This window comes from Pseudomonas sp. B7(2017), from assembly GCF_002112745.1.
Lineage (GTDB): Bacteria > Pseudomonadota > Gammaproteobacteria > Pseudomonadales > Pseudomonadaceae > Aquipseudomonas > Aquipseudomonas ekonensis.
In genome coordinates this window covers 55,072-77,627 of record NZ_NEIP01000005.1, presented here as the reverse complement: position 1 = coordinate 77,627, position 22,556 = coordinate 55,072, and the positions used below count along the sequence as shown (strand labels likewise).

The window sequence follows — 22,556 nt, the reverse complement described above, 5'->3', positions numbered from 1 at the left end:
TTCCTCATCAGATGACCGCGACCGGCTGGCTGCGGGAAGCCAGCAGGCGCTTGATTTCAGGGACGCAGGAGCCGCATTGCGTGCCGCAGCCCAGCTCTTTTTTCAACCCCGGCAGATCCAGCCCTTGATCGATGCCGGCGCAGACCGCGCTGTGGCTGACGTTCTTGCAGTTGCACAGGGTCTTGTCTTGCGTGGCGTGCGCCGGGGCGCTGCCCGGCGGCGCGCTCATCGGCGCCAGCAGCCAACGGCGCAGCTGTTCGTCCGTGCGGCCCTCCAACCACAGCCCCTTTAGCCAATGCTGAGCGAGCGTCTCGCCGGCCAGGCGGATCGCGGTGATCCGGCCGTGTTCGATGCGCACCCGTTTGCCGATGGCGCGGCGCGGGTCGTCATAGGCCAGCACGGGGCCCTCGATCAGGGCCAGGCACACGTCGATTTCACGCAGCAAGCGTGGATCCGGTGCGCCGGAACTGGCGGCACGGATCAGCAATGCCGGACGTTCGCGTCCGATCAAGCTGAAACTTGCGTAGGAAAATGCCTCACAAAGGGAGCGCAGCGCATCGAAATGTCGCTGTACATCGCCTTCGATGAGTGCGAACAGTTGCCACGGCAGTTCCACCGGTTCCAGGCGTACGCCGCTGTGCTTGAGTTCCGGCTGCTTGGACAGGGGATCGAAGGCGGGCAGGGTCAGGCTGTTAACGCCGCCCTTGAGGAAACGGTCGCCCCAGTGCATCGGCAGAAAGGCCTGGCCGGGCCGCACGCTGTCGTCGCTCTCGACGGCGACGATCACCGCACCCCGGCGGCTTTTCAGGTTGACCAGGCTCCCCGGTTGCAGGCGGTGCCGACGCAGTTCGTCCGGGTGCAGGCTCAGAACGGCCTCGCCGACATGGCCGAACAGCTGCGCAGCGGTGCCGGTGCGGCTCATGCCGTGCCATTGGTCACGCAGGCGCCCGGTGATCAGGGTCAGGGGGAAGCGTGCGTCGCGCTGTTCCTTGGCGGCGCGGTACGGATCGGCCACGAACTGCGCCCGGCCGCTGGCGGTAGGAAAAATGCCGTCTTCGTACAGCCGGGGTGTGCCCTGGCGGGCGTCGGCGGGGAAGGGCCATTGCTGCGGGCCGATCCGGTCGATCAGCGCGTGGCTGATGCCGGACAGATCCAGGTCGCGGCCACGGGTCAGTTGTTTGTATTCGTCGAACAACTGGGCCGGCTGCTCGAAGGCAAACAGGCTCGGTTGCCGAGGGCGCAGACGTTTCTCCAGGCGTTGTGCGAAATCCACGGTGATCGCCCAGTCCGGGCGCGCTTCGCCGGGTGCGGAAATGGCTTTGCGCACGTGGGAAATCCGCCGCTCGGAGTTGGTCACCGAGCCTTCCTTCTCACCCCAACTGGCCGCCGGCAGCAGCAAGTCGGCAAAGGCGGCGGTTTCCGTGGTGCGAAAGGCTTCCTGCAACACCACGAACGGACACGCCTCCAGCGCCGTCCGGACAGCTTTCTGGTCGGGCATCGACTGTGCGGGGTTGGTGCAGGCGATCCACAGCGCCTTGATCTTGCCGCTGCGCACCTGCTCGAACAGTTCGACGGCGCTCAGGCCGGGGGCGTCCGGCAGGCGCTCCACCCCCCAGTATTCGGCGACCTGGGCGCGGTGTTGCGCATTGGCCGCGTCCCGGTGGCCGGGCAGCAGGTTGGACAGGCTGCCGGTTTCCCGCCCGCCCATGGCATTCGGCTGACCGGTCAGGGAGAAAGGGCCTGCACCGGGACGGCCGATCTGCCCGGTGGCCAGGTGCAGGTTGATCAATGCGCTGTTCTTGGCGCTGCCGGCGGTGGATTGGTTCAGACCCATGCACCACAGCGACAGGAAGCTGGGCGACGTGCCGATCCATTGAGCACATTGCTGCAATTGCTCGACGCTGATGCCGCACAGTTGCGACACCATCGCCGGGGTGTAGTCGCGCACCAGGCTTTTCAGTTCGGCGAGGCCGTCGGTGTGGGCCTGGATGAAGTCCCGGTCGATCCAGTCTTCCCACACCAGCAGGTGCAAAATCCCATGGAACAAGGCGACGTCGGTGCCCGGCAGGATCGCCAGATGCAGGTCCGCCAGGTCGCAGGTGTCGGTGCGCCGGGGGTCGATGACGATGACTTTCATCTGCGGGCGGCGGGATTTGGCGTCTTCCAGGCGACGAAACAGCACCGGGTGGGCGTAGGCCATGTTGCTGCCGACGATCATCACGCAATCGCTCAGCTCCAGATCCTCATAGCTGCACGGCGGCGCGTCGGCGCCGAGGCTGCGCTTGTAGCCCACCACCGCCGACGACATGCACAGCCGCGAGTTGCTGTCGATGTTGTTGGTGCCGACCAGCGCTCGCGCCAGTTTGTTGAAGGCGTAGTAGTCCTCGGTGAGCAATTGCCCGGAGATGTAGAACGCCACGCTGTCGGGGCCGTGTTCGGCGACGGTGTCGGCGAACACGTTGGCGGCGTGTTCCAGCGCGGTGTCCCAGTCGCAGCGGCTGCGCGCCAGGCCTTTGCCCAGGCGCAGTTCCGGGTGCAGCGCCCGTGCCGCGAGGTCGCCGGTCAGGTGCAGGGTCGAGCCCTTGCTGCACAGCTTGCCGAAGTTGGCCGGATGCGCCGGATCGCCGCTGACGCCGAGGATCCGCTCGCCGTCATGCTCGATCAGCACGCCGCAGCCGACCCCGCAGTAGCAGCAGGTCGAGGCGGTCGTCTGGCGGTCCATCAGACGGCGTCCCGCAGGGCCAGCAGCACCCGACCGTTCTCGACCCGGGCCGGATGGTGGTGGGCGCAACCGACGTCCGGGGCCAGGGCCTCGCCGGACTCAAGGTCGATCTGCCAGTTGTGCAGCGGGCAGGCCACGCGCTTGCCGTAGATCAACCCTTGGGACAGCGGCCCGCCCTTGTGCGGGCAGCGGTCGTCGAGGGCGAACACGTCATCGTCGCTGGTGCGGAAGATCGCGATGTCGCCTTTGGGCCCGGCGATGATCCGCGAACCGAGGGCGTTGATCTCTTCCAGGGCACAGATATCGAGCCAGTTCATGCCGGCACCTCCAGGTTTTTCACGGGGATCACGTCGAATTCTTTCTTCAGCTGCGGCTGCGCCAGGCGTTCCTTCCACGGATCCTGTTCGAACGACAGGGAGAACTGCAGGCGCTCGTTCAACGCCCTGCGGCGTTCCGGATCCTCCAGCACGGCCTTCTTGATGTGCTCCATGCCGACCCGTTGCAGGTAATGCACGGTGCGTTCGAGGTAGAAGGCCTCTTCCCGGTACAGCTGCAGGAACGCGCCGTTGTATTCGCGCACTTCCTCGGCGGTCTTGAGCTTGACGAAGAACTCGGCGACTTCGGTCTTGATCCCGCCGTTGCCGCCGATGTACATCTCCCAGCCGGAATCGACGCCGATGATGCCGACGTCCTTGATCCCCGCTTCCGAACAGTTGCGCGGGCAGCCGGAGACCGCCAGCTTCACCTTGTGCGGCGACCACATGTTGAACAGGTCGTGTTCGAGGTCGATGCCCAGTTGCGTCGAGTTCTGGGTGCCGAAGCGGCAGAACTCGCTGCCGACGCAGGTCTTCACGGTGCGGATGGACTTGCCGTAGGCGTGGCCGGACGGCATGTCGAGGTCTTTCCACACCCCCGGCAGATCCTGTTTCCTGATCCCCAGCAGGTCGATGCGCTGGCCGCCGGTGACCTTGACCATCGGCACGTTGTACTTGTCGGCCACGTCGGCGATCCGGCGCAGTTCCGACGGGTTGGTCACGCCGCCCCACATCCGCGGCACCACCGAGTAGGTGCCGTCCTTCTGGATGTTGGCGTGGGCCCGCTCGTTGATCAGGCGCGACTGCGGATCGTCCTTGGCTTCGCCGGGCCAGGTGGAGATCAGGTAATAGTTGAGGGCCGGGCGGCAGGTGGCGCAGCCGTTGGGGGTGCGCCAGTTGAGGTAGCTCATGGTGCCGGCGATGGTCAGCAGGTGCTCCTGGCGGATGGCCTGGCGGATCTGGCCGTGGTTGAGGTCGCTGCAGCCGCAGATGGCCTTTTCGCTTTTCGGCTTGACGTCCGCCGCGCCGCCGACGGTGTTGATCAGGATCTGCTCCACTAGGCCGGCGCAGGAGCCACAGGAACTGGCGGCCTTGGTGTGCTTCTTCACCTCATCGACGCTGAACAGCCCGTGCTCCTGGATCGCCTTGACGATGGTGCCTTTGCACACGCCGTTGCAGCCGCAGACTTCGGCGTTGTCGGCCATGCTCATGGCTTTGTCCTGGCCTTGGTGTCCTACGTCGCCGAGGGCGTTTTCGCCGAACATCAGGTGGTCGCGGATCTCGCCGATGGCATGGTTCTCACGAATCTGCCGGAAATACCAACCGCCATCTGCCGTATCGCCGTACAGACAGGCCCCGACCAGCACGTCATCCTTGATCACCAGTTTCTTGTACACCCCGCCGATCGGGTCGGAGAGGGTGATGGTCTCGGTGCCTTCGCCGCCCATGAAGTCGCCGGCGGAAAACAGGTCGATGCCGGTGACCTTCAGTTTGGTGGACGTGACCGAACCCTGATAGCGGGCAAAACCCAGTTGCGCCAGGTGGTTGGCGCACACCTTGGCCTGTTCGAACAGCGGCGCGACCAGGCCGTAGGCGATGCCTCGGTGGCTGGCGCACTCGCCGATGGCATAGATGCGCGGGTCGTAGGTCTGCAGGGTGTCGTTGACCAGGATGCCGCGGTTGCACGGGATGCCGGCCTTTTCCGCCAGTTCGGTGTTGGGGCGGATGCCGGCGGCCATCACCACCAGGTCGGCGGGGATGATGTCGCCGTTCTTGAACTGCACGGAGCCGACCCGGCCGTTGCCGGCGTCGTGCAGGGCCTGGGTCTGCTCGCATAGGCGAAAGTGCAGGCCGCGAGCCTCCAGGGCGGTCTGCAGGAGCTGGCCGCTGGTCTTGTCCAGTTGCCGTTCCAGCAGCCACTCGCCCAGGTGCACCACGGTGACGTGCATGCCGCGCAGCATCAGGCCGTTGGCGGCCTCCAGCCCCAGCAGGCCGCCGCCGATGACCACGGCGTGCTTGTGGGTCTTGGCAGTGTCGATCATCGCCTGGGTGTCGGCGATGTCGCGGTAGCCGATCACGCCCTGCAAGGTGTTGCCGGGGATCGGCAGGATGAACGGCGTGGAGCCGGTGGCGATCAGCAGGCGGTCGTATTCGGCTTCGGTGCCGTCTTCGGCGATCACCCGGCGCTTGACCCGGTCGATTTCCACCACCTTGCGGTTGAGGAGCAGTTGGATGCCGTTTTCCAGGTACCAGTCCAGGTCGTTCAGCACGATCTCTTCGAAGGTCTGCTCGCCGGCCAGCACCGGCGACAACAGGATGCGGTTGTAGTTGGTGTGCGGTTCGGCGCCGAAGACCGTGATGTCGTAGAGCTCGTCGCTCAGCTTGAGCAGTTCCTCCAGGGTGCGGACCCCGGCCATGCCATTGCCGATCATCACCAGTTTGAGTTTTTTCATCAGGTTCTCCGGGAGCGTGGGGCTTGCCTCTTGTGGGCAGTCGGGCCGTGCTCGGCAAATGTGGCGCAAACAAAAAAGGCGTCCCGTCAGTGGCCTGACGAGGACGCCTTTGTCCTGATCCCGTTCGCTCGGGAAGCGCGGCCTTCGTCGTTGAAGGCTGCGCTTTATGTGTGTTGCAAACGGTAATGCAGCGGTTGTGCCAACTGGCTGCATCCGGCGGTTTTCAAGGGGTGGGCCGTGATCGGGGTGGCGGGAGGCCCGTGGTTTCGCACTGAATCGAAGCGGGTTGCCCGCAAATGGGGCGCACGTCCGCGAAAGAAGCGCCCCGGTGTCAGCCATGGAACAACAGGAACAGCAGCGCCAGGTTGCCCAGCAACCCCACCAGCGCCAACGTCCGCCAGACCTTCAGCGGTTCCCGCTCCAGCAAAGGCCGGGGCCGGACGCTCAGGCTGCGGCGTTCGCCGTGCTCCAGCACCAGCAACCATTCTTCGGCGGTCTCGTAGCGTTGCGCGGGATCGGCCTCCACCCCGCGCGCAAGGCACTGCGCCAGCCATTCCGGCACGTCCGGCCGGTAGCGGGCGGCGCTGACCGGCACCCCGAAGCGCGGGCGCTGGAACGCTTCGACCTCGCCGAAGGGGTAATGCCCGGTGAGCAGAAAGTACAGGGTCACGCCCACCGCATAGAGATCTTGCGACGGTGCGGGCGCTTCTCCGCGAAAGGCCTCGGGGGCGATGTAGCTGGGCGTGCCCGGCAGCGTGTCGGTGCTTTCCCGCGACAGCCCCGGGCAGTGGGCAAGGCCGAAATCCAGCAGACGCAGCTCGCCGTCGTCACCCAGCAGCAGGTTCTCCGGCTTGATGTCGCGGTGCAGGATCTGCCGGCGGTGCAGCAGGCCCACCGCGCGCAGCAGGCGTTCGGCCAACTCGCGCCATTGCGCCAGCGGCAACGGGCCGTGCTGTTCGAACAGCCGGGCTAGGGTCGTCCCGGCGTATTCGCGCATCACGTAGTACAGATGCTGACGCTGGGTTGCCGCATGGACTTCGGGAAAGTGCCGCCCGGCGACCCGTTTCAGGAACCATTCCTCGGACAGCAGGGCTTGGCCTGCGTGGGAATCGTCCGTCAAGTGTGTCGGCAGGGTCTTGAGCAGCCAGGCCTGACCCTGCGGGTCGAGCACGCGGTACAGCATCGATTGCTGGCTGTGGCCGATGAGGCCTTGCACCTGCCAGCCTTCGAAGGCCTGTCCGGGTTTCAGCGGCGGCGGCAGCGGCCACTGCTGCAGATGGATCAGCGCATCGCCGATATTCGCTTCGCCCAGTGCGTCCACCCGCACCAGCAAGGCGCTGGCGTTGTCCTGGCTGCCGGCCAGGTGGGCGGCGGCGACCAGCGTGCGGGCGGCCACGGCCAGGTCCGGCTGGTCGCGCAATGTCGCCGCAATCGCCGTGTCGCCTAGCGTGGACCACACGCCGTCGCTGAGCAGCACGAAGCACTCGCCGGCACGCAGTTCGCCGTCGAGAAAATCCAGCACCAGATGCTGATCCAGGCCCAGGGCGCGCTTGAGCACGTGCTGCATGCCCGGTTGCTCCCAGACGTGATCCTCGGTGACCCGTTGCAAGGTGTCGGCGTGCCAGCGGTACACCCGGCAATCGCCGACGTGGGCGAGGGTGAAACGCTGGCCGCGCATGACCAGCGCGCTGACGGTGGTGAGCAGCGGCTGACCGCCGCCGTTGGCCTGCAGCCAGCGGTTCTGCGCCAGCAGCAGGCGGTCCAGGGCCTGGGCCGCGCTCCAGGTCTCCGGGGTGGCGTAGTAGTCCAGCGCCAACGCCTGCAAGGTCGAACGGGCGGCCAGGCCGCCGTCGGCGCACTGGCTGACGCCGTCGGCGATGGCGAACAGAAAGCCTTTGCTCGCCGCCAGCGCCGGGGCCGGGGTGACCAGGCGCAAGGCGTCCTGGTTCTCCGGGCGCGGGCCGGTGGCGGTGGCTTCGGCGAAACTCAGTTGCAGCGCCATGGTCGGCTCAGACCCGCGCGGCGGTCACGGCGGCCGAACCCCATGTGGTTCTCCAGCGGCGCTTGACGCCGTGCAGGCCGAACCAGGCCAGTACGCCCAGGCTCGCGAACAGCCACAGCGCCAGTTGATAACTGCCGGTGCTCTGCTTGATGGCGCCCATGCCCGCCGCCAGGGCGAAGCCGCCGATGCCGCCGGCCATGCCGATCAGCCCGGTCATCACACCGATCTCCCGGCGAAAGCGCTGCGGCACCAGTTGGAACACCGCGCCGTTGCCCGCGCCCAGGCCCAGCATGGTGCAGACGAACAGCGCCAGCGCCGCGTAGGAGTTCGGCAGGTTGAAGCCGACCAACGCGATGCAGATCGCTGCCACGGTGTACATCGCCAGCAAGGTGCGGATGCCGCCGAAGCGGTCGGCCAGCGCACCGCCCAAGGGCCGCATCAGGCTGCCGCCGAACACGCAGGCGGCGGTGTAGTAGCCGGCGGTCACCGGGTTCAGGCCGTATTGATCGTTGAAGTAGCCGGGCAGGGCGCTGGCCAGGCCGATGAAGCCGCCGAAGGTGACGCTGTAGAAAAACATGAACCACCAGCTGTCGCGATCGCCCAGCGCCTTGAAGTAGTCGGCCATGGCCTTGGCCTTCGGGCGTTCCGGCGCGTTCTTCGCCAGCCAGGCGAACACCGCGAGCGTCAGCAGCAGCGGGATCAGGGCGAAGCCGAACACGTTGTTCCAGCCGAACGAGGCGGCCAGCACCGGGGCGATCAGCGCGGCGAACACCGTGCCGGAGTTGCCGGCCCCGGCGATGCCCATCGCCTTGCCCTGGTGCTGCGGCGGATACCACTGCGAGGCCAGCGGCAGGGCCACGGCGAAGGAGGCGCCGGCCATGCCGAGGAACAGGCCCAGCAGCAACGCCTGTTCGTAGCTGTGGATGCCCAGTTTCCAGGCACCGAACAATGCGCCGATCACGATCACCTGGCCGATCAGCCCGGCGGTCTTGGGCGACAACCGGTCGGCGAGCATGCCCATCAGAAAGCGCAGCACCGCGCCGGCCAGGATCGGCGTCGCCACCATGAGGCCGCGCTGCTGAGTGGTCAGGTGCAGGTCGGCGGCGATCTGCACCGCCAGCGGGCCGAGCAGGTACCAGACCATGAAGCTCAGGTCGAAATAGAGGAAGGCCGCGAACAGGGTCGGGGCATGGCCGGATTTCCAGAAGCTTGAATTCATCGCGCACCTCAGCTGTGAATGGCTCGGGAGCCGTCGTCCCGAGAAGGGGTCATGCCAGCCGGTGGCGCGCCGCCACGGCCGCACCACCGGCCCCGGTCAGTGGGGCCAAAACGCAAAGACGCCGCTATCCGGATCGCCGCAGGGGCGAGGCAGATGAGCGACGTCTTTGTCGTAGGGTGGGGCAACCGCCGTTGGTTACCTGTGAGGAGTGCTTAGCCAGATTTGTGCCAACCGCAGGCAACCCGTAGCGGCTTGCAGGGTGGTTTCAGCCCAGCAGCTCGCTCATGGCAATGATCTGCTCCGCCACCTGGATCAGTTTCTGCTGGCGGCTCATGGCCTGGCGGCGCATCAGGGTGTAGGCGTCTTCCTCGTTGCAGTCCTTCATTTTCATCAGCAGTCCTTTGGCCAGTTCGATGCGCTTGCGCTCGGCCAACTGTTGGTCGCGGGCCAGCAATTGGGCGCGCAGGGCCTGGTCGCTTTCGAAGCGGGCCATGGCCACATCGAGAATCGGCTGCAGGCGCTGTGCGTGAATGCCTTCGACGATGTAGGCACTGACCCCGGACTTGATTGCCTGGCGCATCACGCCGGGGTCGTGCTCGTCGGTGAACATCACGATCGGCCGGGGCCGGTCGCGGGTGACCAGCACCACTTGCTCCATCACATCGCGGCCCGGTGACTCGGTATCGATCAGGATCACGTCGGGGCGCACCGTTTCGACGCGTGCGGGCAGGTCGATGGTCAGGCCGGATTCGTCGATGACGTCGAAGCCGGCTTCGGTCAGCGCGGCCTTCAGGCGTCCGACTTTTTTTGCGGTGTCGTTGATCAGCAGAATGCGCAGCATGTTCGCGGTCTCCTGTCAGCGGCGGGCCAGCGACGGCGCGCTGTCGCAGAGGGCGTGCAGCCGGAAGCTGCGGGCATAGCCGGCCGGGTCGCTGCCGTCCCAGACCTTGCCGTCGATCAGTTGGCTGCTGCGCATGTCGGCGAAGCCTGCCGGTACGCCCACGGCAGCGGCGGCGTCGCGGTACAGCGCCAGTTGCTGCACCTGGCGGGCGACGCCGAGGTAGTCCGGGTCGTCGCGCAGCAGACCCCAGCGACGGAACTGGGTCATGAACCACATGCCGTCGGAGAGGTACGGCAGGTTGACGGCGCCTTCGCGGTGGAAACTCAATGCATGCGGATCCTGCCAGCGGTGGCCGAGGCCGTCGGCGTAGTCGCCGAGGAAGCGCGGCTCGATGCACGAGGCCGGCGCGTCCAGGTAGGGCGGCGCGCTCAGGAGTTGCGCGGTGCTGCGCCGGTTTTCCGTACTGGCCTCGATGAAGCGGCTGGCTTCCAACACGGCCATCACCAGGGCCCGGGCGGTGTTGGGGTATTGCTCGACGAACGCTTGGGTGCAGCCCAGCACTTTCTCGGGGTGATCGGGCCACAGGGCCTGGGTGGTCGCCATCGTGAAGCCGAGGTCCTGCTGCACGGCTGCGGCGGCCCAAGGCTCGCCGGCACAGAAGCCGTCGATGCGCCCGGCCTGCAGGTGGGCGACCATCTGCGGCGGCGGCACCACCACGCTGTCGACGTCCCGCAACGGGTGAATGCCCTGGCTCGCCAGCCAGTAATAGAGCCACAGGGCGTGGGTGCCGGTGGGGAAGGTCTGGGCGAAGGTCAGTTTTGCCCGGGATTGGTGCACATGGGCCGCCAGCGCTTCAGGAGCGGTCACCCCCAGGCGTTGCAGACCGTGGGACAGGTTCAGGCTCTGGCCGTTCTGGTTCAGGCCCATCAGTACCGCCATGTCGGTGGGCGCCACGCCGCCGATGCCCAGGTGCACGGCATAGATCAGGCCGTACAGGCTATGGGCGGCGTCCAGTTCGCCGCTGACCAGCCTGTCGCGCAGGTTGGCCCAGGAGCTCTGGCGCTTGAGGTTCAGGGTCAGGCCATAGGGCTGGGCGAAGCCCTGGGTGGCGGCGACCACCACCGAGGCGCAGTCGCTCAGGGCCATGAAGCCGAGGTCGATCGCGTTCTTTTCCGGAGCGTCGCTGCCGTTGACCCAGGCCAAGGGCCCGGCGGAGGGTTCATTCATCGCAAGCACCTGCCAAAGCGGCTTCAAAAAAAACGTCGTCCCCCGGCCTTGTCCGTGCAATGCCGGGTGACGACGCCCTTGTCTTTGCCCGCCGGCCGACGTTGGCTCGTGGGCGGATGGAATGGTGGGTGCAAGGCATATGCCAGCGCGGGCCGATTTGCGCGTGCGCCTCGCGCGCCAGGCGGATGCCCGGCTATAATCGCCGCCTCTTTTCGCCGCCCGAGTCATCGCCGACCATGTACACCCTGGCCCGTCAGCTGTTGTTCAAACTCTCCCCGGAAACCTCCCACGATCTGTCGCTGGACCTGATCGGCGCGGGCGGGCGTTTGGGCCTCAACGGCTTGCTGTGCAAGGCCCCGGCGCAGGTGCCGGTGAATGTCATGGGCCTGGACTTCCCCAACCCGGTGGGCCTGGCGGCCGGCCTGGACAAGAACGGCGCGGCCATCGACGGTTTCTCGCAGCTGGGCTTCGGCTTCGTCGAGATCGGCACCGTCACCCCGCGCGCGCAGCCGGGCAACCCCAAGCCCCGGCTGTTCCGCCTGCCGGAGGCCGAGGCGATCATCAACCGCATGGGCTTCAACAACCTCGGCGTGGACAACCTGCTGGCGCGGGTCGCGGCGGCCAAGTACAAGGGCGTGCTGGGGATCAACATCGGCAAGAACTTCGACACCCCGGTCGAGCGCGCGGTGGACGACTACCTGATCTGCCTGGACAAGGTCTACGCCCACGCCAGTTACGTCACGGTCAACGTCAGTTCGCCGAACACCCCGGGCCTGCGCAGCCTGCAGTTCGGCGATTCGCTCAAGCAATTGCTGGCGGATCTGGCGACGCGCCGCGCCGAACTGGCCCTGCAGCACGGCAAGCATGTGCCGCTGGCGATCAAGATCGCGCCGGACATGAGCGATGAGGAAACCGCCCAGGTGGCGCAGGCGCTGATCGAGACCGGGATGGACGCGGTGATCGCCACCAACACCACCCTGAGCCGCGCGGGCGTCGAAGGCATGGAGCACGGCGACGAGGCGGGCGGCCTCTCCGGCGCCCCGGTTCGCGACAAGAGCACCCACACCGTCAAGGTGCTGGCTGCCGAGCTGGGCGGCCGTCTGCCGATCATCGCGGCCGGCGGCATCACCGAAGGCAAGCACGCGGCGGAGAAGATTACTGCGGGCGCGAGCCTGGTGCAGATCTATTCCGGCTTCATCTACAAGGGCCCGGCGCTGATCCGCGAGTCCGTGGACGCGATCGCCGCCCTGCGCTGAAGCCTAGGACGCCATCGCCGGCGGGCTGGCTCCCACAGGGATTTTTGGCGACCGCCGGATTCTGTAGGAGCCAGCCTGCTGGCGATGGCATCGGCGGGAGCGCTGCCGGGATACGGTCAGGCATAAAAAAGGGCTCCTCGAAGGAGCCCCTGGGCCGTAGCCCGCCGTCCGGGAAGGACGTGCGTGGTTAAATCGTTGCGAATTCAGATTGTCGTGTCGGAATAAGTGCCCTGTGTCAGCCGACGGCGTGAAGTTCGTTGAGTCTGTGGATTCCCGCAGTGCCGGTCATACCGTCCCAGTTGTCGCCGCGTCCTTCCCGCCAGCCGTTGATCCAGGCTTGGCGTACCGACGGTAGAGTAAATGGGCAAAGCTCACGGGATTTGCCACCAACGCCATATTGATATCCGCGCAAAAATGCTCTTTCCAACGGATCACGCTTAAGTCTTCTCATAGGGTGTTTCCCTCACTTGTTGACTGTTTGTGTCGCGTCGACCCCCATCGGGGTCAGGCAGAAAAACTCTGCCGTTGGCGGCTCGCTGCCGGCGTGGCGAGCCAAGGTGTTGACGCCGTTGCGACGTCAACCTGGAGTCAGTTCTAACCAATGAGTCACATCGAGGGAATGACCGTTTTGTCATAAGGACGTAACGAAAAGCGTGCTATGGCGATAAGTAACAGCGTATTTTTCCAATGTTTATTGGCTAAACCCCGGTATGATCGGCGCTGCGTCGGATGATGGGGTTAATCCATTAGTGAGAATGACCCACGCTTGCAGTCAGGTACTATTCGACGAAGGGTTGCTTTGAGTCATTTTGTTGCATCAACTTTTTTATCTGTCCCGGCATCTAAGCTCTTTTGACCCGAGCAGCGGGGGATGGAACGGCACACCTTCGTGCCACGCGGGCGCTCTTGCAGAAAAGCGCCTGATTGAAAACCGGGTCGGCGATGCGTTGCCGGCCCACACAGCCAAAGGCTCTGGAAATACCATGTCCGATCGTTTCGAACTCTTCCTCACCTGCCCAAAAGGCCTTGAAGGCCTGCTCATCGAGGAAGCCGTCGGGCTTGGCCTTGAAGAGGCCCGCGAACACACCTCCGCGGTGCGTGGCATGGCCACCATGGAAACCGCCTACCGCCTGTGCCTCTGGTCGCGCCTGGCCAACCGCGTGCTGCTGGTGCTCAAACGCTTTTCGATGAAGAACGCCGACGACCTGTACGACGGCGTGCACGACATCGACTGGCAGGATCACATGCTCAGCGACGGCACCCTGGCCGTCGAGTTCAGCGGCCACGGCTCGGGCATCGACAACACCCATTTCGGCGCCCTGAAAGTCAAGGACGCCATCGTCGACAAGCTGCGCACGCCGCAGGGCGACCGTCCTTCCATCGACAAGCTGAACCCGGACCTGCGCATCCACCTGCGCCTGGACCGCGGCGAAGCGATCCTGTCCCTCGACCTTTCCGGCCACAGCCTGCACCAGCGCGGCTACCGTCTGCAGCAGGGCGCGGCGCCGCTCAAGGAAAACCTGGCGGCCGCGGTGCTGATCCGCGCCGGCTGGCCGCGCATCGCCGCCGAGGGCGGCGCGCTGGCCGACCCGATGTGCGGCGTCGGCACGTTCCTGGTCGAAGCGGGGATGATCGCCGCCGACATGGCGCCCAACCTGCGCCGCGAGCACTGGGGCTTCACCCACTGGCTGGGCCATGTGCCGGCGCTGTGGCGCAAGCTCCATGACGAAGCCCAGGAACGCGCCGCCGCCGGCCTGGCCAAGCCGCCGCTGTGGATCCGCGGCTACGAGGCCGATCCGCGGCTGATCCAGCCGGGCCGCAACAACGTCGAGCGCGCCGGCCTGAGCGAGTGGATCAAGATCTACCAGGGCGAAGTGGCGACCTTCGAGCCGCGCCCGGATCAGAACCAGAAAGGCCTGGTGATCTGCAACCCGCCGTACGGTGAGCGTCTGGGCGACGAAGCCAGCCTGCTGTACCTCTACCAGAATCTCGGCGAACGCCTGCGCCAAGCCTGCCTGAACTGGGAGGCGGCGGTGTTCACCGGCGCGCCGGACCTGGGCAAGCGCATGGGCATCCGCAGCCACAAGCAATATTCCTTCTGGAACGGTGCGCTGCCGTGCAAGCTGCTGCTGATCAAGGTGCGCCCTGACCAGTTCGTCACCGGCGAGCGCCGCACCCCGGAGCAGCGCCAGGCCGAGCGCGAGCAGGCGGCCTACGACCAACTGCCGGACGCGCCGCAGGAACGCCAGTTCAACAAGAACGGCAACCCGATCAAGCCGGCGCCGGCCCCGGCGGTCGAGCAGCCGCGCCTGAGCGAAGGCGGGCAGATGTTCGCCAACCGCCTGCAGAAGAACCTCAAGGCGCTGGGCAAGTGGGTCAAGCGCGAGGGCATCGATTGCTACCGGGTCTACGATGCGGACATGCCGGAATACGCCATGGCCATCGACCTGTACCAGGACTGGGTGCACGTCCAGGAATACGCCGCGCCGAAATCGGTCGATCCGGAAAAGGCCTCGGTGCGCATGTTCGACGCCCTGGCGGCGATTCCCCAGGCGCTGAACATCGACAAGAGCCGCGTGGTGGTCAAGCGCCGCGAGCGTCAGAGCGGCACCAAGCAGTACGAACGCCAGAGCGCCCAGGGCAAGTTCAATGAAGTGACCGAGGGCGGCGTGAAGCTGCTGGTCAACCTCACCGACTACCTCGACACCGGGCTGTTCCTCGACCACCGTCCGATCCGCATGCGCATCCAGAAGGAGGCCGCCGGCAAGCGGTTCCTCAACCTGTTCTGCTACACCGCGACCGCCAGCGTGCACGCGGCCAAGGGCGGGGCGCGCAGCACCACCAGCGTCGACCTGTCCAAGACCTATCTCGACTGGGCGCGGCGCAACCTGTCGCTCAACGGGTTCTCCGACAAGAACCGCCTGGAACAGGGCGACGTGATGGCGTGGCTGGAGAACAGCCGTGACGAATACGACCTGATCTTCATCGATCCGCCGACCTTCTCCAACTCCAAGCGCATGGAAGGGGTGTTCGACGTGCAGCGCGACCAGGTGCAACTGATCGACCTGGCCATGGCCCGCCTGGCGCCGGGGGGCGTGCTGTACTTCTCCAACAACTTCCGCAAGTTCCAGCTGGAGGACAACCTGGCCGAGCGGTATGCGGTCGAGGAGATCACCGCCAGCACCATCGATCCGGATTTCGCCCGTAACGGCAAAATCCACCGCGCCTGGAAAATCACGGCCCGTTGACGCCCGGCCTGATTGGATCCACAGAGCCTTGATTTTTAAAGGCTCCTGGATCCGATCAGTGCTAGCCAAATTAGTGGCTAATAGCTATAACTCAACTCACGGCCAATGAGGGTTTCCAAGGAAACACTGGCGTAGTGAGTGGCCTCTATGTCGTTGCACCCCGTGCGCCCAAAGATCCTGGGTTTCATCAGCGAAGAAGTCTCGGCCTGGCTGGTCGCGCTGCTGGTTCTGCTCGCCGGTGCGATTCTCACGGGGTTGCTGGCCTGGGCCACCGTCAATCAGTTCCACAACCAGTTGCGCCAGCGCTTTCAGTTGCTGGCCAGCGAACGCTACAGCCGCATCGAAGAACGCTTTCAGGACCAGGAGCAGCGTCTGGACGGCCTGCGCCGGTTCTTCACCAATTCCGATTCCGTGTCCCGCGCCGAATTCGACGGCTATGCCAAGCCGCTTCTGCTGCGCACCCAAGCCTATTCCTACGCGCCCCGGGTGAGCCGTGCGCAACGTCCGGCGCTGGAGCAAGCGGTGCGCGACGAGGGCCTGCCGACGTTCACGTTCCGTGAGCTTAACGCCGACGGTCAATTGCAGGTGGCCGGGGATCGCGACGTCTATGTGCCGGTGCTCTACACGCAGACCCAAAGCCGCCTGCCCACGCCGCTGGGCTACGACCTGCTGGCCCAGCCGCTGCGCCGCACCACCCTGGAGCGCGCCGACCGCAGCGGGCGCATGGCGGTGTCGCAGCCGCTGCACCTGGTGGGCATCGAGCCGGCCTATGCCCGGGGCGTGCTGCTGCTGGCGCCGGTCATCCGCGCGGGGGCGGCGGATCGCCAGCCGCAGGGGTACGTGATGGCGGTGATCAGCATGCGCCAGTTGCTGGCGGACGGCTTGCCGGCCGAAGACCATGACTTCCTGACGGTGCGCATCCTCGACCTGTCCACCGACGACCAACATGAGGTGCTGTACGAATCCTCCAACAAACCGGGGGACAGCGATCTGTCGTCCACCCAGTTGCTGCGCTTGGCCGACCACGACTACCAGGTGGACATCCAGCCCAGCGCCGCCTTCATGCAGGCCAACCATTCCTCGGTGAGCAGCCAGATCGTCCTGGGGATTTTGCTCAGCGTGCTGTTGAGCGCCTTGCTGTACGTGCTGGTCAGCCAGCGTCAGCGCGCCCTGCGCATGGTTGAGCAGCGGACTCAGGAACTGCACGCCAGCGAGCGGGAACTGCGCGGCACCCACGGCCAGTTGCGCGGCGTGCTCAACGCGGCGACCCAGGTGGCGATCATCGCCACCGACCTGCGCGGGGTAATCAACACCTTCAACCCCGGCGCCGAACAGATGCTCGGCTACCGCAGCAGCGAAGTCATCGGCCACATGACCCTGGAGAACCTGCACTTTCCCCGGGAACTGAGCGCACGGGCCGCGGAGTTGAGCGCCCGCTACGGCAAGACCATCCCGGCCTGCCAGGCGATGCTGGTGGAGGGCGGCGAGGTCGGCGGCCACGAGGCCCGGGAGTGGACGCTGGTGCGCAAGGACGGCAGCCACATCCCGGTGAACATGCTGGCCACGCCGGTGCTCGACGAGCAGGGGCTGTGGGTCGGGCATCTGGCGATCTGCATCGACATCACCGAACGCAAGCGCGTGCACGAAGCCCTGGCGGCGCGGGACGTGCTGCTCAAGAAGCTCAGCGCCCACGTTCCCGGCGGCATCTATCAGTTCAAGATGGAGTTCGACGGCCGCTTCAGCGTGATCTACGCCAGCGACGGGATCCGCGAGATCTACGAACTGGAGCCGGACGTGCTGCTGCTCAACGCCGAGGCGATCTTCACCCGCATCCACCCCCAGGACACCACGCGCGTGCGCTCATCGATCCGCGCCTCGGCCGACAACCTCAGCCCGTGGCGCGAGGAATACCGCGTGCAATTGCCCGAGCGCGGCCTGCGCTGGGTGCGCGGCGAAGCGACCCCGGAAGAGCTGCCGGGCGGCGGGGTGCTGTGGCACGGCTACATTTCCGACATTTCCGACCTCAAGCGGGTAGAAGAGGAACTGCGCGCCCTGTCGGTGACCGACGCCCTGACCGGCATCCACAACCGGCGCTACTTCCAGGAGCGGCTGACCACTGAGATGGCCCGGGTCGAGCGGGGCGGCGGGGAGCTGTCGGTGATCATGCTCGACATCGACCATTTCAAGCGGATCAACGACCAGTACGGGCATGCGGTGGGCGACAGGGTCCTGCAGGCCGTGTGCGAGCGCATCGGCCATCGCCTGCGGCGCACCGACGTGTTCTGCCGTCTGGGCGGCGAGGAGTTCATGGTGCTGTGCCCGGACATCGACGGCGACCACGCCTACATGCTGGCGGTGGAGCTGTGGCAGGGCCTGCGCAGTGCGCCGGTGGACGTGGTCGGCACGGTGACCGCCAGTTTCGGCATCGCCAGCTGGCGTCCGGGAGAGGGCGCCGACGCCTTGCTGCTGCGGGCAGACTCCGGGGTGTATGCGGCGAAGCAGGGCGGCCGCGACCGGGTGGAGCGGCAGACGAACTGAGCACCGATCCCTGGTAGGCGCGAGCCTGCTCGCGATGGCGTCACCCGTCCACCGCTGGCACACGGCTGTGCGGCGACCACGGGTTCTGGCGTCGCCGATGTCCCGGTGGGAGCCAGCCCGCTGGCGATGGCGTCAGCCAAGGCGCCGCCCGGCAGGCGCCCCCACAGAGAAAACGCTTAAAGAACCGACGCGGTCTGCGGCGCCTTCGGCTGGCGGTACAGGTCCAGCAGCACCTGGTCGAGCACCGACGAGGCGCCGAACGGGGCTTTGTCGTTGAGGATCGCCACCACCGCCCAGGTGTTGCCGTTGTTGTCGCGGCTGAAGCCGGCGATCGCCCGCACGGTGTTCAGGGTGCCGGTCTTGATGTGGGCCTCGCCGCGCATCGCGGTGTTCTTCAGGCGCTTGCGCATGGTGCCGTCGGTGCCGACGATCGGCATCGAGCTGATGTACTCGGCGGCATACGGGCTGTGCCACGCGGCCTGCAGCATGCTGGCCATCTCGCGGGCGCTGACGCGCTCGGCGCGGGACAGGCCGGAGCCGTTCTCCATCACCAGGTGAGGCGCGGTGATGCCTTTCTTCGCCAGCCACTGGCGCACCACGCGCTGGGCCGCCTTGGCGTCGTCGCCGTCAGCCTCGTTGCGAAAGCGCTGGCCCAGGCTCAGGAACAGCTGCTGGGCCATGGTGTTGTTGCTGTACTTGTTGATGTCGCGGATGACTTCCGCCAGGTCCGGCGAGAAGGCACGGGCCAGCACCTTGGCGTTGCCCGGCGTCGCGCCCTGGCGGTCCTTGCCCTGGATGCTGCCGCCCAGTTCCTTCCAGATCGCCCGCACGGCGCCGGCGGTGTAGGTGGCGTGGTCGAGCAGCGACAGGTAGGTCTGCGAGCTGCAGCCTTCGCCCAACTGGCCGCCGACGGTCACGGTCACGCTGCCGTCGGCCTGAGGCACCGGGTTGTAGCGCACGCCGCCGGTGCATTGCTTGGAATTGAGCGCCTTGACCTGGTTGTCGATGCGGATGCTGGCGATCGGCGGCTCCACGGACACCAGCACCCGGCCGTCGTCATTGCGGGCCACGAAGCGCAGGGCCTTGAGGTTGACCAGCAGGGCGTCCGGCTTGACCAGGAACGGTTTGTTCTCGTCGTTGCCGTCGTCGTTGAATTCCGGTAACTGCGGCTGGACGAAGAAGTTGCGGTCCAGCACCAGGTCGCCGGTGATCTGGGTCACGCCGTTGGCGCGCAGGTCGCGCATCAGCAGCCAGAGCTTCTCCATGTTCAGCTTCGGATCGCCGCCGCCCTTGAGGTAGAGGTTGCCGTTGAGGATGCCGCCGCTCAGGTCGCCGTCGGTGTAGAACTCGGTTTTCCACTGGTGGTTGGGGCCGAGCATTTCCAGGGCCGCGTAGGTGGTCACCAGTTTCATGGTCGAGGCCGGGTTGACCGAAACGTCGGCGTTGTACACGGTCGGGGTGCCGGGGCCTTCCAGCGGCACCATCACCAGCGACAGCGCGCTGGGCGGCAGCTTGCTGGCCTTGAGGGCCTTTTCGACGTTGGGGGTCAGGGACGTGTTGATGGCGGCGGCGGAAACGGGCAGGGCCAGGGGCAGGAGAAGGCTGGCCAACAGCAGGGGACGCAACGATTTGATCATGTGAAATAAAACCCTACAGCCGAGGGGAAAAAAGAAGGAGGCATGGATGAAAAGGCCCCCGATGGTCATGAAAGTGTCGGCATTATGCCCCAAGGTGTAACAGCTTGTGCCTTTCGCAGGCGGGCCATTTCATGATTTTTTTTACAGGTGGCCGGGTGCTCGCGCCAGAGAGTCGGGCAATCGGCGCCTTAAACTGCTAAAGTGCCGCCCGTATTTACTCAAGAGGATTGTTCCAATGGCGACTAACCGTTCCCGGCGTCTGCGCAAAAAACTGTGCGTCGATGAATTTCAAGAGCTGGGATGCGAGCTGAACCTGGAGTTCAAAGAAGACCTGTCCGAAGAGGCCATTGATGCGTTCCTCGACGCTTTCCTCAAGGAAGGCATGGAAGCCAACGGTCTGGGCTACGTCGGCGGCGACGACTACGGTCTGATCTGCTCGATCAAGCGCGGTTCGGTCAGCGAAGAGCAGCGCGCCAAGGTTGAAGCCTGGCTGAAGGCCCGCTCGGAACTGACCAGCGTCGAAGTCAGCCCGCTGCTGGACGTGTGGTACCCGGAAAAGCCGATCAATCAGGCTTGATTCCATGAAAGACGGCGACCTGAGGGTCGCCGTTTTTTTATGCCCGGATTTTCGCGCTCACGCCTTGCGGCCGTTGAGGATCAGCAGGGTCAGCACACCGGCGACGATGCCCCAGAAGGCCGAACCGATGGAAAACAGCGTCAGCCCCGATGCCGTGACCATGAAGGTGATCAGCGCCGCTTCCCGTTCCTTGACCTCGCTCATGGCGATGCTCAGGCCGTTGATGATCGAGCCGAACAGCGCCAGCGCGGCGATCGACAGCACCAGTTCCTTGGGCAGCGCGGCGAACAGCGCCGCCAGCGTGGCGCCGAACACCCCGGCGATGCCGTAGAACACCCCGCACCACACCGCGGCGGTGTAGCGCTTGTTGCGGTCTTCATGGGCGTGGGGGCCGGTGCAGATCGCTGCGCTGATGGCCGCCAGGTTGATGCCGTGGGAGCCGAACGGCGCCAGCAGCAGCGACGCCACCCCGGTGGCGGTGATCAGCGGCGAGGCCGGCACGTTGTAGCCGTCGGCGCGCAGCACGGCGACGCCGGGCATGTTCTGCGAGGTCATGGCCACCACGAACAGCGGGATGCCGATGCTGATGGTGGCGGCGAGGGAGAAGTGCGGGGTGGTCCAGACCGGCGTCGCCACTTCCAGGCGGAAACCGCTGAAATCGAGCAGGCCCAGGACTCCCGACAGCGCGGTGCCCACCAGCAGCGCGGCCAGCACCGCATAGCGCGGCGACAGGCGCTTGACCGCCAGATAGGTGAAGAACATCCCCAGCACCAGCCCGGTGCGGTGCTGCGCGGCGACGAAGATTTCGCTGCCGATCTTGAACAGGATCCCCGCCAGCAGCGCCGCCGCCAGCGATGCCGGGATCTTTTTCACCAGCCGCTCGAAGCTGCCGGTCAGGCCGCAGACCGTCACCAGCGCGGCGCAGGTGATGTAGGCGCCGATGGCCTCGCCGTAGCTGACGCCGCCCAGGCTTGTGATCAGCAGCGCCGCGCCCGGCGTGGACCAGGCGATGGTGATCGGTGTGCGGTAGCGCAGGGACAGGCCGATGGAGCACACCGCCATGCCGATGGAAATCGCCCAGATCCACGAGGAGATCTGCCCGCTGGTCAGGCCCGCCGCTTGCCCGGCCTGGAACATCAGCACCAGCGAACTGGTGTAGCCGGTCATCATCGCGATGAACCCGGCGACGATGGCCGAAGGGGAGGTGTCGGCCAGCGGGCGCAGCCGGGCGTGGGTGGCGTCGTTCATGACGGCGGTGTTCCTTGTACTGATGAAGAGGCCCCGCCATCGCCCGCAGGCTGGCGCCCACAGGGGACGGGGACAGGGGCGGGCGGCGGATTCTGCGAACAAGCCTAAACTCAAACGTAACGAAGCGTTGCGATACAGCCGAAGCCGCAAACAGCCGTACAGTCGTGTTGCCACCTTCCATTGTGTACAATCGCGCTGTTTTTTACGCGATACTTGCCAGCGACCCACTGCGCCGTATTACAGTTTCCGCTAATCCGCCGCCGTTCTCCCGACCCGAGTGCCCATGAACGATCAGTTGCAACCCCTCAAGAAACAACCGCGAGCAGGCAAAGCCGGCCGCAGCGGAACCCAGGACGACATCGTCTATGCGCATATCTTCGAGGCCATCCTCGAACAGCGCCTGGCGCCCGGCACCAAATTGAGCGAAGAAGCGCTGGGGGAAATCTTCGGGGTCAGCCGCACCATCATCCGCCGCGCGCTGTCGCGCCTGGCCCATGAAGGCGTGGTGCTGTTGCGGCCGAACCGTGGCGCGGTGGTGGCCAGCCCGAGCGTCGAAGAGGCGCGGCAAGTGTTCCTGGCCCGTCGCCTGGTGGAGCGGGCGATCACCGAGCTCGCCGTGCAGCACGCGACCGCCGAGCAGATCGCCGAACTGCGCCAGATGGTCAACGACGAACGCGACAGCTTCTCCCGCGGCGACCGCGGCGCCGGCATCCGGCTGTCGGGCGAGTTCCACCTGAAACTGGCCGAAGCGGCGAAGAACGCGCCGTTGATCAGCTTCCAGCGCAGCCTGGTCTCGCAGACTTCGCTGATCATCGCCCAGTACGAAAGCGGCAACCGTTCCCACTGTTCCTACGACGAACACACCCAACTGATCGACGCCATCGAAAAGCGCGACGGCGAGCTGGCGGTGAACCTGATGATGCACCACATGGATCACATCGACAGCAAGCTCAACCTCGATGAGGAAAGCGCGTCGGACGACCTGCACGCGGTGTTCTCGCACCTGTTGCAGACCAAGAAGCCGGGGCGTCCTGCGGCCAAGCTCTGAGCCGCAGGCATCCTCAGCCCCCTGCGGTGCCCTGACTGACGCCATCGCCAGCAGGCTGGCTCCCACGGTGTCATGCAGTGGCGACAGATTCTGCAAACACCCCAACTCCTGTGGGTTCCAGCCTGTTGGCGATGGCTGCATGCACAATCCTGTGGGAGCTGGCTTGCCAGCGATGAGGCCCTGACCGGCAACAAAAATCCCCCGGACCGAAAAGGCCCGGGGGATT

At 65.9% G+C, this 22,556-nt stretch carries 15 protein-coding genes; 5 read left to right on the top strand and 10 right to left on the bottom strand.

Annotation, left to right across the window (positions count from 1 at the left end):
* Nucleotides 1-7 precede the first annotated feature (7 nt).
* From CAG29_RS11570 to CAG29_RS11540, 7 genes are all read right to left on the bottom strand, one after another.
* Nucleotides 8-2,722: a nitrate reductase gene (locus tag CAG29_RS11570; protein WP_085694478.1), complete on the bottom strand. Its 2,715-nt coding sequence runs from the start codon at nucleotides 2,720-2,722 to the stop codon at nucleotides 8-10.
* Nucleotides 2,722-3,039 (bottom strand): nitrite reductase small subunit NirD, encoded by a 318-nt coding sequence (gene nirD / locus CAG29_RS11565; RefSeq protein ID WP_085577597.1) that lies wholly within the window; start codon nucleotides 3,037-3,039, stop codon nucleotides 2,722-2,724. The genes CAG29_RS11570 and nirD overlap by 1 nt, the downstream gene beginning before the upstream one ends.
* Nucleotides 3,036-5,489, bottom strand: a complete 2,454-nt coding sequence (gene nirB, locus CAG29_RS11560) for a nitrite reductase large subunit NirB (RefSeq protein WP_085577596.1) — start codon at nucleotides 5,487-5,489, stop codon at nucleotides 3,036-3,038. Before nirB ends, nirD begins: the two co-directional genes overlap by 4 nt.
* Nucleotides 5,490-5,820: 331 nt before the next feature.
* Nucleotides 5,821-7,491, bottom strand: a complete 1,671-nt coding sequence (locus CAG29_RS11555; protein WP_085694476.1) for a bifunctional protein-serine/threonine kinase/phosphatase — start codon at nucleotides 7,489-7,491, stop codon at nucleotides 5,821-5,823.
* A 7-nt stretch (nucleotides 7,492-7,498) separates the two neighbouring features.
* The gene (locus CAG29_RS11550) at nucleotides 7,499-8,710 is read right to left on the bottom strand and encodes a NarK/NasA family nitrate transporter (RefSeq protein WP_085694474.1); all 1,212 of its coding nucleotides are present in this window, start codon (nucleotides 8,708-8,710) and stop codon (nucleotides 7,499-7,501) included.
* A gap of 265 nt (nucleotides 8,711-8,975) precedes the next feature.
* The gene (locus CAG29_RS11545) at nucleotides 8,976-9,551 is read right to left on the bottom strand and encodes an ANTAR domain-containing response regulator (protein WP_085577593.1); all 576 of its coding nucleotides are present in this window, start codon (nucleotides 9,549-9,551) and stop codon (nucleotides 8,976-8,978) included.
* A gap of 15 nt (nucleotides 9,552-9,566) precedes the next feature.
* Complete coding sequence (locus CAG29_RS11540) at nucleotides 9,567-10,778, bottom strand: CmpA/NrtA family ABC transporter substrate-binding protein (protein WP_085694472.1); 1,212 nt, start codon at nucleotides 10,776-10,778, stop codon at nucleotides 9,567-9,569.
* Nucleotides 10,779-11,014: 236 nt separating this feature from the next.
* Here CAG29_RS11540 and CAG29_RS11535 point away from each other — a divergent pair, with 236 nt between their 5' ends.
* Entirely contained in the window at nucleotides 11,015-12,034 is a 1,020-nt protein-coding gene (locus CAG29_RS11535; protein WP_085694470.1) for a quinone-dependent dihydroorotate dehydrogenase, read from the top strand.
* 235 nt (nucleotides 12,035-12,269) lie between these two features.
* On the opposite strand, the gene rmf is transcribed toward CAG29_RS11535, so the two are convergent.
* Nucleotides 12,270-12,485, bottom strand: a complete 216-nt coding sequence (rmf, locus tag CAG29_RS11530) for a ribosome modulation factor (protein ID WP_003223300.1) — start codon at nucleotides 12,483-12,485, stop codon at nucleotides 12,270-12,272.
* A 532-nt stretch (nucleotides 12,486-13,017) separates the two neighbouring features.
* Here rmf and rlmKL point away from each other — a divergent pair.
* On the top strand, nucleotides 13,018-15,282 hold the full coding sequence (gene rlmKL / locus CAG29_RS11525) for a bifunctional 23S rRNA (guanine(2069)-N(7))-methyltransferase RlmK/23S rRNA (guanine(2445)-N(2))-methyltransferase RlmL (protein ID WP_085577590.1): 2,265 nt from the start codon (nucleotides 13,018-13,020) through the stop codon (nucleotides 15,280-15,282).
* 147 nt (nucleotides 15,283-15,429) lie between these two features.
* Nucleotides 15,430-17,820, top strand: coding sequence for a diguanylate cyclase (locus CAG29_RS11520; protein WP_085577589.1), 2,391 nt, complete (start codon nucleotides 15,430-15,432; stop codon nucleotides 17,818-17,820).
* 176 nt (nucleotides 17,821-17,996) lie between these two features.
* Here CAG29_RS11520 and dacB read toward each other — a convergent pair whose 3' ends face one another.
* Complete coding sequence (gene dacB / locus CAG29_RS11515; protein ID WP_085577588.1) at nucleotides 17,997-19,457, bottom strand: D-alanyl-D-alanine carboxypeptidase/D-alanyl-D-alanine-endopeptidase; 1,461 nt, start codon at nucleotides 19,455-19,457, stop codon at nucleotides 17,997-17,999.
* Nucleotides 19,458-19,692: 235 nt separating this feature from the next.
* Between dacB and CAG29_RS11510 the strand changes: the two genes are divergently transcribed.
* The gene (locus tag CAG29_RS11510) at nucleotides 19,693-20,034 is read left to right on the top strand and encodes a YggL family protein (RefSeq protein ID WP_085577587.1); all 342 of its coding nucleotides are present in this window, start codon (nucleotides 19,693-19,695) and stop codon (nucleotides 20,032-20,034) included.
* A 57-nt stretch (nucleotides 20,035-20,091) separates the two neighbouring features.
* Here the strand turns inward: CAG29_RS11510 and CAG29_RS11505 are convergent, their stop codons facing one another.
* A complete protein-coding gene (locus CAG29_RS11505; protein WP_085577586.1) occupies nucleotides 20,092-21,282 on the bottom strand; it encodes a benzoate/H(+) symporter BenE family transporter in 1,191 nt (396 codons plus the stop codon).
* 283 nt (nucleotides 21,283-21,565) lie between these two features.
* Here CAG29_RS11505 and CAG29_RS11500 point away from each other — a divergent pair, with 283 nt between their 5' ends.
* On the top strand, nucleotides 21,566-22,330 hold the full coding sequence (locus CAG29_RS11500) for a GntR family transcriptional regulator (protein ID WP_085577585.1): 765 nt from the start codon (nucleotides 21,566-21,568) through the stop codon (nucleotides 22,328-22,330).
* Nucleotides 22,331-22,556: the final 226 nt, after the last annotated feature.